The organism is Halalkalibacillus sediminis (assembly GCF_002844535.1).
Taxonomy (GTDB): Bacteria; Bacillota; Bacilli; order Bacillales; family Alkalibacillaceae; genus Halalkalibacillus_A; species Halalkalibacillus_A sediminis.
Map to the genome: position 1 here is coordinate 15234 of NZ_PJNH01000005.1, position 15618 is coordinate 30851.

The window sequence follows — 15618 nt, forward strand, 5'->3', positions numbered from 1 at the left end:
ACTTAGAATATTTTCATATATTTCAAAGGGGAGATGTTTATCCCCACCCTCGGCCCGACTAATTGTGTTTTCTGTAAAATCAAACCCTTTTTATTAGCTTGATCAATTAGCTCAGAGGTTGTTAATTTTAACTCACTCCGAATTTTAATTGAGGATATTCAAACAACGTATAACATTTATACTCATGTTTCAAAAAAGAAAAAAGATGAGGTTGCTAAAAACTTCGCCAAATATATATCTAATTAACGACTAAATTATTTTTTGTGAGTCAATGTGAGTCATTTGTGAGTCATTTTCACAAAAACAGAAAAAACCTCTCTTCCATATTAAATGAAAGAGAGGTTTTGAGTGTTTGTATAAGCAAAACTTAACGTTTTGAGAACTGTGGTGCACGACGAGCGCCTTTAAGACCGTATTTCTTACGTTCTTTGATGCGGTCGTCACGAGTTAAGAATCCTGCTCGTTTTAGAGTAGTACGGTATTCAGGGTCAGCTTTAAGCAACGCACGAGCAATTCCTAGACGGATTGCACCTGCTTGACCAGTGAAACCTCCACCATTTACGTTTACTAATACGTCATAGTTACCAACGTTTTCAGTCGCTTCAAGCGGCTGGTTGATTACTAGGCGTAGAGTTTCGTGTGGGAAGAAATCTTCCGCATCTACATTATTTACAACGACTTTTCCGTTTCCAGGGACAAGTCGTACGCGTGCTACAGAGCTCTTACGACGTCCAGTTCCATAGTATTGTACTTGTGCCACGATCAGTTAACCTCCTTCTTCAATTACCCGCGAAGTTCGTAAACTTCTGGTTTTTGTGCTTCATGCTTGTGCTCAGCGCCACGGTATACGTGTAGCTTTTTGCCCATCTTACGACCTAGTTTATTCTTAGGTAGCATACCTTTGATAGCTAGTTCAAGCATTTTTTCTGGATATTTTGAACGCATTTCTTCTGCATTACGTTCTTTTAAACCACCTGGGTAGTTTGAATGGCGGTAATAAATTTTATCTGATAATTTTTTACCTGTTAAATGAATTTTGTCAGCATTAATGATGATCACATGATCACCTGTATCAACGTGTGGTGTGTAAGTTGGTTTATGCTTGCCGCGAAGTAGAGTTGCAACTTCAGTCGATAGACGACCTAATGTTTTGTCTTCTGCGTCAACCACATACCATTTACGCTCAACGTTTGCTTCATTTGCCATGAAAGTTGTGCGCATGTCTTTTCCCTCCTAATTGCTTTCCATTCCTAATCGAATCTAGTTTTTATCTCATCACGAATAACTTTCCGGGGCTATACGCGGTAATGATAAAATGCCATAGAATATATTATAATACCTATGGGGTAGATGTCAAGTAGAATTGCAGACATATTTTAAATTTCATCGATTGATTTTGTTCATTTTTTCAAGCGATTCCGATGCAGCTTCTACCGTGTTCTGTAAAAGGGTAGCAATCGTTACCGGACCGATGCCTCCAGGAACTGGTGTAATCGCACTTGCCTGCCTTTCACACGCTTCGTATTCGACGTCTCCGATATTCCCTTCATTGTATCCTGCATCTAGCACCACTGCGCCCTCTTTCAGCCATTCACCTTTGACGAAGTTCGGTTTTCCGACCGCTGCTACGACAAGGTCAGCCTGTTTAATCAATTCTGGAAGGTTCTCCGTCTTGGAATGGCTCATCGTCACGGTTGCGTTTCGGTTCAATAACATCATGGAAACTGGTTTTCCAAGAATTGGACTTCTTCCGATGACGATTGCATGTTTACCCTCTACATTTATATCGTAAAAATCAATGACTTTCATGATCGCTGCTGGAGTACAGCACGGATATGCATTCAACTGGAATGCAGTCGAACCGAACCCGTGACTGGTCACTCCATCGACATCTTTTTCTAATTTGATGGTATCAAAAGCTTTTCGTTCATCGATTTGAGCTGGGACGGGGTGTTGTAACAGAATTCCGTGCACTGAATCGTCCTCGTTCAGTTGCGTGATGACATCCAGTAGTTCTTCCGTGGTAGTGTCTTCATCTAAGTAAATACGTTCGGATTCCATTCCGATTTTTTTACAAGCGTTCGCTTTCATCTGTACATACGTTTTGGAAGAAGAATTATCTCCTACTAAAATGGTTGCAAGTTTTGGTGTTACCCCTTGTTTGCTTAAGGATTCCACTGTTTGCTTCAATTCCTCTTTGATTGATGTTGCCACTTTTCTCCCGTCCAGAATCATTGGTTGATTCATATCTATAACCTCCTATAGTTTGAAGGGGAATCCCCTCGCCCAGACGACCGGCAATTCTCACACATAGCTCCCTTGTGGTGGTCTCCACGTTTGTCGTCAGTCACTATGTGATTATATCTATATTTGAAGTGCTTTTGATGCAATATCTTTTCGGTAAAAAATATGATCACTTTCAAAACGACTCATTTCATGATAAACCGCTTGCTGCGCTTGTTCAAGCGTAGGTTGTTTGGAAGCCACTAACAGGATTCTACCTCCGTTTGCCTTCCATTCTCCCGCCTGATTTTTAGTTCCTGCGTGGAAAAGCAGACTTGGTGGATTTTTGGCTGGCAAGTCAGGCAGTGAAGCACCTTTTTCATAAGCTCCAGGATAGCCTTTTGACGCCAGGACTACCCCAACCACTGCATCTTGTGACCATTGAAGTTCGAGGGGCTCTGCTTTCAGCACACTCTCTATTACATCTACCAGATCATTCTCAAGTCTCGGCAAAACGACTTGTGCTTCTGGATCCCCGAAACGAGCATTGAACTCAATCACTTTCGGTCCACCCTCTGTCAAAATCAGACCTGCGTAAAGGATTCCCGTGAATGATCGCTCCTCTTGTACGAGCGCTTCTGCTGTCGGTTTCAGTATCTTTTCAATGGATTGTTCGTAGATAGTGTCTTCAATCTGAGGCACTGGAGAATAAGCCCCCATGCCGCCAGTGTTTGGACCTTTATCGTTATCATATGCTCGCTTATGATCTTGCGAAAGAACCATTGGGTAGACATTGGTGCCATTGACGAAAGCCATCAAAGAGAACTCTTCACCTTGTAGGAACTCTTCAATGACGATTCGCGCTCCCGCTTCACCAAAAGCTTGATCCCCAAGCATGTCGTCGACTGCTTGTTCCGCTTCTTCTAACGTTTGAGCAACCACAACACCTTTTCCAGCAGCGAGACCATCCGCTTTGATGACGATCGGTGCACCTTGCGCGTGTATGTATTCTTTCGCAGGTGCGATTTCATGGAAAGTTTGCGATGCCGCAGTAGGAATCTGATATTTTTTCATCAACGCTTTCGCAAAGTCTTTACTTCCCTCTATGAGAGAAGCAGCTTCTGTCGGTCCGAAAATTCGAAGGTTCGCTTCTTGAAAATGATCCACGATCCCAGCCATAAGTGGTACTTCTGGTCCTACGATTGTCAGGTCAATCTCTTCTTTTTTCGCAAAGTTGAGGAGTTCGTTGTGATTCGATTCCTCTATAGGAAGTAGCGTTGTCACGTCTTCCATCCCATCATTGCCAGGCGCTACGAATACTTGCTCTACCCGATTACTTTGAGCTACTTTCCAAGCGAGGACGTGTTCGCGTCCACCTCGACCGATGATCAACACCTTCATAGCCGAACCTCCTTTTGCATTAGTGTTTAAAGTGTCTTACTCCGGTGAACACCATTGTGATTCCGTACTCGTTACATTTCTTGATCGAATCTTCATCACGAATAGATCCACCCGGTTGGATGATTGCTCGGACTCCAGCTTGGTGAGCTGCCTCCACGGTATCATCCATCGGAAAGAAGGCGTCAGATGCCATCGCAGCCCCTTGAGCTTGAGCACCGGCTTGTTCGATCGCGATCGCTGCAGCTCCTACACGGTTCATTTGACCTGCTCCAACTCCGACCGTCTGCTGATCTTTTGCTAACAAAATCGCATTCGATTTCACATGCTTGACGATTTGCCAAGCGAACTTGAGATCCGTCCATTCATCTTCAGTCGGCTCACGTTCTGTCGCAACGGTGAACTCAACATCTTCCACTGGGTATTGATCTTCTTCTTGAATCAACACACCACCGGTCACTGAGTGCAAACGTTCGTTACCACGGCTCTTTTCCACCGGAATTTCTAACAATCGAATGTTTTTCTTCTTCGATAAAATGTCAAAAGCTTCATCTGTGAACGACGGAGCAATGATGATTTCTAAAAAGATTTGGCTCAACTTGTCCGCGACCTCTTTTTCAACAGGTCGATTCAAAGCGACAATACCTCCGAAAATCGATACTGGATCTGCGGCATAAGCTCTAGAGTAAGCTTCGAACAAGGACTTTCCTGTTCCGACCCCACACGGATTTGTGTGCTTAACGGCTACAGCAGCAGGAGAATCAAATTCACGCACCATCGATAGTGCCGCATCAGCATCTTGAATATTGTTGTAGGATAATTCTTTCCCGTGTAATTGTTTCGCATGCGCAAGAGATGATTGTTCAGCAAAAGGTTCGACATAGAAAGCGGCTTTCTGATGTGGATTCTCTCCGTATCGAAGCACTTGTTTACGCTCGTAAGTAACGGTTTTTGTCTCAGGAAAAGCTTCGTCTGTTAAGTAATCTGCCACTAAAGAATCGTACTGTGCTGTATGGCGAAACACCTTGGCAGCAAGCTCTTTTTTCTTTTCAAAAGATACTTCCTCACCATTCTGAACAGCTGTAACCACAGTTTCATAGTCTTCGGGATTGACAACAACTGTTACGTCCTGATGATTCTTAGCTGCTGAGCGGAGCAACGTAGGTCCACCGATATCAATGTTTTCAATGGCATCTTCAAAAGAAACGTCTTCTTTCGCCACGGTCTCTTTGAATGGATAAAGGTTCACCACCACTAAATCAATCGGCGTAATTCCATGCTCCTTCAGTTGAGACTGGTGATCTTCAGAGGACCTTTTCGCAAGTAATGCCCCATGAACATTAGGGTGCAACGTTTTCACGCGCCCATCCATAATCTCAGGGAAATCTGTCACCTCTGATATTCCTTTGACGGTCACACCCGCTTCTTCGATCACCCGCTTTGTTCCACCGGTTGAAATCAACTCGACCCCCGCGTCATCCAATTTCTTCGCGAGCTCTTCGATTCCATTCTTATCAGAAACACTAAGTAGCGCTCTTTTGATCATGTTCTCCCAACCTTCCTGCGACTGAAGCAATCGTCTTAGGGTACAACTCATGCTCCACCTTCTGAATTTTTTCTTGCAAACTTTCATATGTATCTTGTTTTTCAATCTGTATTTTCACCTGTTCAATGATCGGCCCTGTGTCCATACCATCATCTACGAAATGAACAGTCACACCTGTATCTAAGGCAGCACTATCTAAAGCCTGGCCGATCGCATCTTTTCCAGGAAATGCAGGTAAATACGATGGATGGATATTCATGATCCGCCCTTCAAATTCTCTTAAGATCGTCGGCCCGATCAAGCGCATGTAACCCGCTAGTACAACCAAGTCAATCTTTTTCTCTTGTAACAATGACAGTACCTTAGATTCGTACTCGATTTTATCGGAAAAATCTTTCGGCGAAAAAGCATCCGCTTCGATCCCGAACTTCTTAGCTCGCTCAAGAACAAACGCCTTCGGTCGATCTGAAAAAAGATAGACGACCTCGTACCCTGATTCCTGCACACGCGATGCTTGGACGATCGATTCAAAATTCGAACCACTTCCAGACGCGAAAATTGCTATTCGCTTCATTACATTTTCCCTCTTTTCAACTCTAGTTCACCCGAGTGATTGACTGTCCCTAATTCATATCCATCTTCACCGATTGATTTCAATGTCTCAAGAACTGTTCTTGCATCCTCTTTATTAACTGTCAGTACCATTCCAATCCCCATATTGAATACGTGATACATTTCATTAAGATCCAGATTTCCGTAGCTTTGTAAAAAAGGGAATACATCTGGCATAGGAACAGTATCAAGCTCAATCTCAGCGCCAAATCCTTCAGGCAGCATCCGAGGGATATTTTCATGAAACCCTCCACCAGTGATGTGAGCCATCCCTTTGATTGTGACTTTTTCCATCAAAGCAAGAATGGCAGAAACGTAAATTTTCGTTGGGGTCAGTAACACTTCACCTAACGGACGCTTGAAAGGTTCGTAAACTTTATTCCAATCCAACTCCGCTTCCTCTACAATCTTCCGGACCAAAGAGAAGCCATTGCTGTGCACCCCTGAAGAAGGTAAGCCAAGCAGTACATCTCCAGCTTGAATATCTTCGCCCGTGATGATATCACTTTTCTCACACGCACCTACTGCAAAACCAGCGATGTCATATTCATCTACATCATATAATCCCGGCATTTCAGCTGTCTCGCCGCCGATTAATGCACAACCTGACTTCTCACACCCATCAGCGACACCTTTGACGATCTGCTCGATTTTCTCGGGATCAGCTTTTCCAAGTGCTAGATAGTCCAAAAAATATAACGGTTCCGCACCTTGAGCGATGATATCATTAACGCACATCGCGACTGCGTCCACTCCGATTGTATCGTGTTGATCCGTTTCAAATGCGAGCCTCAATTTCGTCCCGACACCGTCTGTTCCAGAAATTAAGACAGGCTCTTTTAAATTCAAACTGGATAGGTCGAACATTCCACCAAAGCCGCCTAATGCTCCCATGACACCTTTTCGCTCGGTCCTCTTTACATGGGATTTCATTCGTTCAACCGCTTCATATCCTGCTTCAATATCTACACCGGCCTGGCGATAGGCTTGTGACATTACAACTTCACTCCCTGCTTGATGACCTGTTCTTTTTCAAAAGGCATCATTGAATCTTCATGAATATTTGTAGGATATTTCCCTGTAAAACAAGCCAAGCAATGGCCACAATTTGTGCTCTTATCGTCTCTACCAACCGCTTCAACCATATGGTCAGTTTCTAAGAATGCTAGTGAATCCGCACCGATGATCTCTCTGATCTCCTCTACCGAATTTTTGGCTGCAATCAATTCAGAAGACGAAGATGTGTCGATCCCGTAAAAGCATGGATGTTTGATCGGCGGGGAACTGATACGCACGTGCACTTCTTTAGCACCTGCCTCTTTCAACATCTTCACGATTCGTCTTGAAGTGGTCCCGCGAACAATCGAGTCATCCACCATGACGACACGCTTTCCTTCCACAATTTTGCGAACAGGAGATAACTTCATTTGTACACCGCGCTCACGAAGCTCCTGAGAAGGTTGTATGAATGTCCGGCCTACATATCTATTTTTGATTAAACCGAGCTCATATGGGATTCTGGATTGTTCTGCGTACCCTATAGCAGCCGATATACTCGAATCAGGAACTCCAGTAACAACATCAGCCTCTACCGGAAACTCATCGGCCAACCTTTTTCCAAGACGTTTTCTGGTACTATGAATGTTCTCGCCGTCCACATTGCTGTCGGGACGAGCGAAATAAACATATTCCATCGTGCAGATCGAACGGTCCTCAGGCTCAGCGAAATGATCAGAGTGAAGTCCTTCATTATTAATGACAAGAATCTCTCCCGGCTGAATCTCTCTGATATATTCGGCACCGACTACATCGAAAGCACACGTTTCGGAAGCTACGACATAAGCCTCTCCGATTTTACCTAGCGAGAGAGGACGCATTCCTCGAGGATCGAGCGCAGCGATCAACTGGTCTTCAAGCATCATTAGAACGGCGTAAGCACCTTCTAACTGCTTCAAAGCCCCTTTCATTCTTTCGAGCATCGATTTTTTGCCACCCTTTTTAATCAAATGGGCGATTACTTCGGTATCAGAAGTCGTTTGAAAAATGCTTCCTTCCTCTTCCAACTCTGAACGCAACTTCGAGGCATTTACGAGATTGCCATTATGCGCAAGAGCCAATGAACCTTTTTTAGAATTGAAAAGAAGAGGCTGTATATTTTCGTACGTTTTATCTCCTGCTGTTGAATAGCGGACATGACCGACCGATGCTTGGCCTGTGAGTGCTTTTAATTCCTCTTCATCTAACACTTCAGTCACCAAACCAAGGCCCTTGGACTGATTCAACGTCTTCCCATCAGAAACCACGACCCCAGCACCTTCTTGCCCTCGGTGCTGCAAACTATGAAGTCCGTAATAGGTCATATGAGCGGCTTGCTTATGACCATATACACCAAAGATGCCACATTCCTCGTTTAAGCCTTTGATTTCAGCAAGCATGGGATCGCTCCTTTCCAGAGTTGGGTTAAACGCTCAACCGATGCATTGATCATCTCTTGATCATTAAAAGAAATTTGCACTTTTCCAGTTGGTGTAACTTTTCCAATCAATTGAGCGTCCGGTACGATTTCTTCAAAAGATTTCTGCTGTTCTTTTGAAACTGTCACTAAAAATCTTGATTGTGTTTCGCTAAATAGTTCGACCTCATGTGTTCCACTCATATGAGCCTCTATTCCAAAGTCAGTGGTCATAACTTTTTCGGCTAATGCAACGGCCATTCCACCTTCAGAAATATCGTGAGCAGATTGGATCAAATCTTGTTGTATAGCATGTAACAGTTTAGACTGACGTTCTTTTTCAACCTTTAAATCGATCGATGGAGCTTTACCTGAGTATTCGCCAACTAATAACTTTTGTAGCTCACTTCCGCCGATCTCAGTAGAATTTTCACCAATTAGATAGACAAGATCTCCTGCCTGTTTAACATGTTGCGTCGTAATATGTTCAACATCATGTATCAGACCTACCATTCCAATCACAGGGGTCGGGTAAACACTCGTACCTTTCGTTTCGTTATACAACGAGACATTTCCACTGATTACTGGTGTAGATAACTGTTCGCAAGCTTTAGCCATTCCATCCGTCGTTTGCTCCATCGTCCAGAACACTTCTTCTTTATCAGGGTTACCGAAGTTCAATCCATCCGTCAGGGCGATCGGTTCTGCACCAGAACAAACTACATTTCTAGCAGCCTCAGCCACCACAATCTGACCACCCGTTAATGGATCGAGGTGGATATACCTTGAATTGCAGTCTGTCGTCATCGCTAGTGCTTTCTTTGTTCCACGGATCCGAAGTACCGCGGCATCTGATCCTGGTGTGACGACCGTATTCGTCTGAACCATATGGTCGTACTGATCGTAGACCCATTCTTTGCTAGCAATGGTCGGTGCTTGCAGTAACTGTTCTAAAATTTCTTCAGGGTTTTCAAGTTGTGGTAATACCACCTCTGTCTGCTGATTCATCACGAATTGCTCTGGTTGCTTTGAAGGTAGCTGATATACTGGAGCCTCTTCAGCAAGAGCATCCACCGGCACATCCGTAACCACTTCACCTTTATGAAGCAATCTGAACTGCTTTTCTTCTATGACAACTCCAACTTCAACCGCTTCAAGGTCAAATGGAGCGACGATATCTTTGATTTCTTGCTCGCGTCCTTTTTCAACAACGATAAGCATACGTTCCTGAGATTCCGAAAGCATCATTTCATAAGGCGCCATTCCTACCTCACGCTGTGGCACTTTGTCTAAATCCATTTCGATACCTGTGCCAGCCTTACTCGCCATCTCACTCGCTGAAGAAGTAAGTCCAGCAGCACCCATATCTTGCATACCGACGAGCGCGTCAGATTTGATCAATTTTAAACACGCTTCGATAAGTAGTTTTTCCATAAAAGGATCTCCTACTTGAACCGCCGGACGGTCCTCTGAAGATTCATCCGTCAATTCTTCTGATGCGAATGTGGCACCATGAATCCCGTCGCGGCCAGTAGCGGACCCTATGTACATGACCGTATTCCCGATCCCTTTCGCTTGCCCGACTTGAACGTCTTCGTGGTTAATCAGCCCAACACACATCGCATTGACTAAAGGATTGCCTTGATAACAATCGTCGAATTGAATTTCTCCTCCGACAGTAGGTACACCAACGCAATTACCATATCCAGCGATTCCTGCTACCACTTCTTCAAATAAATACTTTGTGCGTGGCGTTGTCAGTTCTCCAAAACGAAGTGAATTCAGTAATGCAATAGGACGTGCCCCCATGGAAAAAACGTCGCGGATAATTCCTCCGACACCCGTCGCAGCCCCTTGGTAGGGTTCAATCGCTGAAGGGTGATTATGACTTTCGATCTTAAAGACAACCGCTTGCTCGTCACCGATATCAACAACTCCCGCACCTTCTCCAGGTCCCTGTATCACTCGGGGACTTTTGGTAGGAAATTTCGAAAGTAGAGGCTTCGATTTTTTATAGCTGCAATGTTCACTCCACATCACCGAGAAAATACCTGTTTCAGTATAATTCGGCGTACGACCTAGCAACTTTTCAATCGTCGAAAATTCATCATCGGTCAGGCCCATTTCAGCATATAGCTTACGATCCTTCACTTCTTGTGGACTTGGCTCAAGTAGTAATGACATGTGCTTCCCTCCAATGGGCTAAAATTGATTGAAATAATCGAAGACCTGAATCATTTCCTAACAAATCACTGACTGCACGTTCTGGGTGAGGCATCATCCCAAGCACATTTTCCTGCTCATTGATGATCCCTGCAATATCATCCGTCGATCCGTTCGGGTTATCATTCGCATATCGGAAAACGATTTGCTGATTGTCTTTTAACTGGGTAAGTGTTTCTTCATTACACTCATAATTTCCCTCAGCGTGTGCAACCGGAATAGGGATGATCTCACCTTCGTCGTATTGACTCGTAAACATCGTTCGATTGTTCTCTACAGATAAATCAACCGTGCGGCAGATGAACTTCAGTTGATCATTCCTCTTCATCGCACCCGGAAGCAATCCCGCTTCTAGTAATACTTGAAATCCATTACAAACCCCAAGTAAGGGTTTACCTGATTGAGCAAATGCACGGATCGCTGGCATGATCGGAGAAAAGCTAGCAATCGAACCTGAGCGCAAGTAATCTCCATAGGAAAATCCACCAGGAAGTAACACCGCATCGAATCCACTCAAATCACTTTCTAAATGAGACACATATTCCACTTCTTCACCTAATTCGTCTTGAATGGCAAAGAACATATCTTGATCACAATTCGACCCTGGAAAAACAATCACTGCGAACTTCACGATGTCGCAACCTCCTCCGTCTCATATCGGTAATCTTCGATGACAGGATTTGATAACAACCTTTCACACATATCTTCTATTTCTTGAGTGACATTTTCTTTTGGTTCTACAAAAAACTCCATATACTTTCCAACTCGCATGTCTTGAACATCATCGTAATTCATCGTATGTAGCGCACGTTCAACTGCTTTCCCCTGAGGATCGAGCACCCCTTCTTTTAATGTCACATACACTTTTACTTTAACCATGTGTCACCGCTCCCTCTAATCGATTCAAAATTGTTTGATAAGCCTCTTCTACACTGCCTAAATTTTGACGGAAAACATCTTTATCTAACTTCTCATTCGTCGCTACATCCCATAAACGACATGTGTCAGGTGAAATTTCATCTGATAAAGCTACTTCACCATTACGATCCCTACCGAACTCCAGCTTGAAATCAACCAATTGAAGGTCACATGACTGGAACAGTTCACTCAATAATCGGTTGACCTTTAGTGATAGCTCCTTCATTTCATTTAAACTAGCTGAATCGACTAGATCCAATAACTCGATATGGTCCTCGTTGATCAATGGGTCACCTAAGTCATCATCTTTGTAATAATACTCGACAATCGTACTTTTTAATTTTTCACCTTCTGGTAGGCCTAACCTTTTAGCAAGACTTCCTGCTGCCGTATTACGGACAACGACCTCGATCGGTATGATGGTCGTTTTTTCGACCAGCTGTTCATGGTCCGATAATTGCTGGATGAAATGATTGTAGATACCTTTTTCCTTCAGATATTGCAGCAGTAAAGATGAAATCTTGTTATTCAGCTTCCCCTTACCTAGTTGACTCGCTTTCTTCTCACCGTTAAAAGCAGTCAGGTCATCCTTATATTCCACCCATAAAACATTTGGCCGATCCGTCTCGTACAACTTCTTGGCCTTTCCTTCATACAACAGGTCTCGCTTCTCCAATGGTTAACCCCCTTGAAATAATGTTCTAGCTACGAAAACCTCTAATCGAACAGCCAGAAACACTAACTTTAAAATGTAAGAAAATTTATCCGTAACTATTGACCTCAAATCGCATTAAAATAACGATTTCTTAGCTATATTTGGTATTTTTTAGGTATTTACCCGTAACTATTGACGGTTTATCCGTAACTATTTGTGATTTATCCATGGTTATCGACGCTTATCTGAATCTATCTCAAAAAGCTTAAGATAAACCCAGTCGATCGAATATCTGATCTACGTTCTTCAAGTGATACGTTGGATCGAAACATGCATCTAGTTCTTCATCCGACAAACTCTCTCTTATTTCTTTTTTCTCTCTAACCAACTCAGGGAATGACGTTTGTTCATCCCAAGCCTGCATCGTTAGTGGCTGAACCAAGTCATAAGCCGCTTCTCTCGAAAATCCTTTATCGATCAACGTCAACAAAACACGCTGTGAGAAAATCAAACCGAAAGTACGGTCCATATTACGCTTCATGTTATCTTCGAAGACTGTCAGGTTCTCAACAATTCCAGCGAAACGGTTCAACATATAATTAAGAGCGATTGTTGCATCTGGAAGGATCACGCGTTCAGCTGATGAATGGGAAATATCACGCTCATGCCAAAGTGGTACGTTTTCATATGCCGTCATCATATAGCCTCGGATCACTCGCGCCATCCCGGTCATATTCTCTGAACCGATCGGGTTTCTCTTATGAGGCATTGCAGAAGATCCTTTTTGGCCTTTCGCAAAAAATTCTTCAACCTCACGCGTTTCACTCTTCTGAAGTCCTCGAATTTCAACCGCCATCTTTTCAATTGATGACGCGATCAAAGCAAGTGTCGATAAATATTGCGCATGTCGATCACGCTGTAACGTCTGAGTAGAAATTGGCGCCGCTTCTAGACCAAGATTCTCGCATACATATTTTTCAACGAATGGATCAATGTTCGCGTAAGTACCGACGGCTCCTGACAGTTTACCGACAGCCATATTTTTAGCAGCTGCATCAAAGCGCTCCAAATTCCGCTTCATCTCTTCGTACCAAAGGGCCATTTTCAATCCGAAAGTTGTCGGCTCAGCGTGTACCCCGTGCGTACGCCCCATCATCACCGTATATTTATGTTCGATTGCTTTATTTTTTAAAACATCAACCATACGCACGATATCTTTTCGGATGATTTCGTTCGCTTGACGAATGACATACATCAAAGCCGTATCTACAACATCCGTAGAGGTCAGTCCGTAATGGACCCATTTCTTCTCATCGCCGAGGGTCTCTGATACTGCACGTGTGAATGCCACCACATCATGGCGTGTCTCAGCTTCGATCTCATGAATTCGATCGACGTCGAATGAAGCCCTTTTACGAATCGCTGCAACATCTTCTTTAGGGATCTCCCCTAGCTCTGCCCATGCCTCACATGCTAGAATCTCTACTTCCAACCAAGCTTGGTATCTATTTTTCTCTGACCAGATACTACCCATTTCTTCTCTTGTATAGCGTTCAATCATGATTTCTGCCTCCAAATAGTTAATTCATTGATTTGATTTAATAGTTCTTTTGTAGATTTTCCTAGAAAATTCACGTGTCCCATCTTTCGTTTCGGCTTCACGCCATCTTTTCCATATAGATGGAGCTTCGCATTTTGAACCTCAGGTATCTGAGATATTGTCTCTTCTAAATGCTCTCCTAAAACGTTCATCATGACGACCGCTTCTCGATTGTCTGTCGAAGCAAGCTTCCAACCCGTGATTGCTCGGATATGTTGTTCGAATTGTGAGGTGGAACAGCCGTCTAATGTATAATGGCCAGAATTGTGTGGCCTTGGCGCGACTTCATTGATATAAAGTTCCCCGGCCTCCGTCATGAACATTTCAACACCTAATGTTCCAACCATCTTCATCGACTCAGCCAATTGTTGAGCTAGCTCTAGAGCTTTCTCCTGTAATACAGGCACGACTCTCGCTGGCACGATGGATTGTAATAAGATATGGACTTGATGGATATTCTCAGCGACCGGAAACGTAGTTACTTCTCCATTTACACTTCTAGTCACAATCACTGACAATTCTTTATCAAAAGATAAAAACTGTTCTAATATGCATGGGCCTTGGTCCAGTATTTCAGTCGCTTCAAGCAAGTCCGCTTCTTCACGTATGATAATCTGACCTTTGCCGTCATAGCCTCCTCGACGTGTCTTCAAGACACAAGGAAAACCGATCGACTGAGTCGATTGCTTCAGTTCATTTAAGCTGTACACAAGCTCGTAAGAAACAACTTGAGCACCACTTCGCTCAATCGCCCGCTTTTCAAAAGCTCGATCCTGTGTGATTCGAATCAGTTCACTTCCTTGCGGTACGTGACCTTTGTTTTCTAGCATCTGACAGACCTCGTAATCTATGTTCTCAAACTCATAAGTGATTACATCAGATGCTTCCAACAACTGTTCAGCCGCTTCTTGATCTTTATATTTTCCTATGATTTCAATATCTGCAATTTGTGCTGTCGGGGAGTTTGGAGTTGGATCAAGAACTGCAATGCGGAATCCCATTTGCTTTGCAGCGATTCCCATCATCCTACCAAGTTGTCCGCCCCCGATGATTCCAATAGTGCTTCCTGGTTGTAGTGGTTCTACCATGTTTGTAACTCCTCATTACTTTGTGTGACTTTATCTTGCATCGAATGACGATGTTCAGTTAACTTCTGGAAAATTTCTTCATCATTCACAGCTAATTGCTGAGCTGCTAGTAACCCTGCATTAGTTGCTCCAGCTTTCCCTATGGCAACTGTCGCTACAGGAACCCCGCCAGGCATCTGTACGATTGATAAAAGCGAATCCAATCCATTAAGTGCTTTAGACTGTACAGGAACACCGATGACAGGAACTAATGTTTTTGCAGCTACCATCCCTGGCAAATGCGCTGCGCCGCCAGCACCCGCTATAATGACCTTGATTCCTCGTCCTCTCGCTTCTTCTGCATATTGAAACATTTTCTCTGGTGTACGGTGCGCGGATACTACTTCTTTTTCAAAAGGTATATTTAATTGCTCGAGTGTTTCACAAGCATGCTTCATCGTTTCCCAATCTGATGTGCTACCCATGATCACTCCTACTTTTGGTTCCATGAGTCGACTCCCCCTATCTCTAGTAAATTTCCCTTTATATTTAAATTCTAAAATCATCATTTGTAAAAATATTCAATTTAATTAAAACCAATAGGATCCGCTATAATACTAATAGATTTAGTTAAACCCTAGTTAGGTTCCGTTAAACCCTAATTAGGTTTAGTTAATTCTCAATTAGATTCGGTAGAAATCCGAATAGGTTCGGTTAAATTCTTTTCACAACCTAACGGAATAAAAAAACAGATTACTTCCCCTAGTTTATAGGAAAGCAATCTGTCCACATGTCGATACCAAAAATCACATACTTGTGTTATGTGCAGAGTACTCCCCCATAGTCCAGTCGTTTACGGCGACCGGGTAGAAACTTTTGAGCCATATTCTCAACGTTATATGAGGGTATGCTATTGTCATTTCG

The 15618-nt window shown here is 43.4% G+C and carries 15 protein-coding genes and 2 riboswitches; all 15 genes read right to left on the reverse strand.

Going from position 1 to position 15618, the window contains the following annotated elements; translation table 11 throughout:
* Positions 1 to 367 precede the first annotated feature (367 nt).
* The 15 genes from rpsI to purE all read right to left on the reverse strand — a co-directional run bounded on the left by rpsI (position 368) and on the right by purE (position 15203).
* Positions 368 to 760 carry a 30S ribosomal protein S9 gene (gene rpsI / locus CEY16_RS14415; RefSeq protein ID WP_101332763.1) on the reverse strand — a complete coding sequence of 131 codons (393 nt, stop codon included), beginning with the start codon at positions 758 to 760 and terminating at the stop codon, positions 368 to 370.
* 23 nt (positions 761 to 783) lie between these two features.
* A complete protein-coding gene (gene rplM / locus CEY16_RS14420) occupies positions 784 to 1221 on the reverse strand; it encodes a 50S ribosomal protein L13 (RefSeq protein ID WP_101332764.1) in 438 nt (145 codons plus the stop codon).
* Positions 1222 to 1383: 162 nt separating this feature from the next.
* Positions 1384 to 2247 (reverse strand): bifunctional 5,10-methylenetetrahydrofolate dehydrogenase/5,10-methenyltetrahydrofolate cyclohydrolase, encoded by an 864-nt coding sequence (locus CEY16_RS14425; RefSeq protein ID WP_101332765.1) that lies wholly within the window; start codon positions 2245 to 2247, stop codon positions 1384 to 1386.
* A gap of 30 nt (positions 2248 to 2277) precedes the next feature.
* Positions 2278 to 2361: riboswitch (ZMP/ZTP riboswitch) on the reverse strand.
* Positions 2362 to 2364: 3 nt separating this feature from the next.
* Positions 2365 to 3624 (reverse strand): phosphoribosylamine--glycine ligase, encoded by a 1260-nt coding sequence (purD, locus tag CEY16_RS14430; protein WP_101332766.1) that lies wholly within the window; start codon positions 3622 to 3624, stop codon positions 2365 to 2367.
* Between the two features lie 19 nt (positions 3625 to 3643).
* Complete coding sequence (gene purH, locus CEY16_RS14435) at positions 3644 to 5167, reverse strand: bifunctional phosphoribosylaminoimidazolecarboxamide formyltransferase/IMP cyclohydrolase (protein WP_101332767.1); 1524 nt, start codon at positions 5165 to 5167, stop codon at positions 3644 to 3646.
* Positions 5145 to 5741: a phosphoribosylglycinamide formyltransferase gene (gene purN, locus CEY16_RS14440; RefSeq protein ID WP_101332768.1), complete on the reverse strand. Its 597-nt coding sequence runs from the start codon at positions 5739 to 5741 to the stop codon at positions 5145 to 5147. The genes purH and purN overlap by 23 nt, the downstream gene beginning before the upstream one ends.
* A complete protein-coding gene (gene purM, locus CEY16_RS14445; RefSeq protein WP_101332769.1) occupies positions 5741 to 6775 on the reverse strand; it encodes a phosphoribosylformylglycinamidine cyclo-ligase in 1035 nt (344 codons plus the stop codon). Before purM ends, purN begins: the two co-directional genes overlap by 1 nt.
* Positions 6775 to 8214, reverse strand: coding sequence for an amidophosphoribosyltransferase (purF, locus tag CEY16_RS14450; RefSeq protein WP_101332770.1), 1440 nt, complete (start codon positions 8212 to 8214; stop codon positions 6775 to 6777). The genes purM and purF overlap by 1 nt, the downstream gene beginning before the upstream one ends.
* Positions 8190 to 10415, reverse strand: a complete 2226-nt coding sequence (gene purL, locus CEY16_RS14455) for a phosphoribosylformylglycinamidine synthase subunit PurL (RefSeq protein ID WP_101332771.1) — start codon at positions 10413 to 10415, stop codon at positions 8190 to 8192. The genes purF and purL overlap by 25 nt, the downstream gene beginning before the upstream one ends.
* Positions 10399 to 11085, reverse strand: coding sequence for a phosphoribosylformylglycinamidine synthase subunit PurQ (gene purQ / locus CEY16_RS14460; protein ID WP_101332772.1), 687 nt, complete (start codon positions 11083 to 11085; stop codon positions 10399 to 10401). The genes purL and purQ overlap by 17 nt, the downstream gene beginning before the upstream one ends.
* Positions 11082 to 11333 (reverse strand): phosphoribosylformylglycinamidine synthase subunit PurS, encoded by a 252-nt coding sequence (gene purS / locus CEY16_RS14465; RefSeq protein WP_101332773.1) that lies wholly within the window; start codon positions 11331 to 11333, stop codon positions 11082 to 11084. Before purS ends, purQ begins: the two co-directional genes overlap by 4 nt.
* On the reverse strand, positions 11326 to 12048 hold the full coding sequence (gene purC, locus CEY16_RS14470; protein WP_101332774.1) for a phosphoribosylaminoimidazolesuccinocarboxamide synthase: 723 nt from the start codon (positions 12046 to 12048) through the stop codon (positions 11326 to 11328). The genes purS and purC overlap by 8 nt, the downstream gene beginning before the upstream one ends.
* 244 nt (positions 12049 to 12292) lie before the next feature.
* Positions 12293 to 13588, reverse strand: a complete 1296-nt coding sequence (purB, locus tag CEY16_RS14475) for an adenylosuccinate lyase (RefSeq protein WP_101332775.1) — start codon at positions 13586 to 13588, stop codon at positions 12293 to 12295.
* Positions 13585 to 14715: a 5-(carboxyamino)imidazole ribonucleotide synthase gene (gene purK, locus CEY16_RS14480; RefSeq protein WP_101332776.1), complete on the reverse strand. Its 1131-nt coding sequence runs from the start codon at positions 14713 to 14715 to the stop codon at positions 13585 to 13587. Before purK ends, purB begins: the two co-directional genes overlap by 4 nt.
* Complete coding sequence (gene purE / locus CEY16_RS14485) at positions 14709 to 15203, reverse strand: 5-(carboxyamino)imidazole ribonucleotide mutase (RefSeq protein WP_101332777.1); 495 nt, start codon at positions 15201 to 15203, stop codon at positions 14709 to 14711. Before purE ends, purK begins: the two co-directional genes overlap by 7 nt.
* Positions 15204 to 15515: 312 nt before the next feature.
* Positions 15516 to 15617: riboswitch (purine riboswitch) on the reverse strand.
* Between the last annotated feature and the right edge of the window lies 1 nt (position 15618).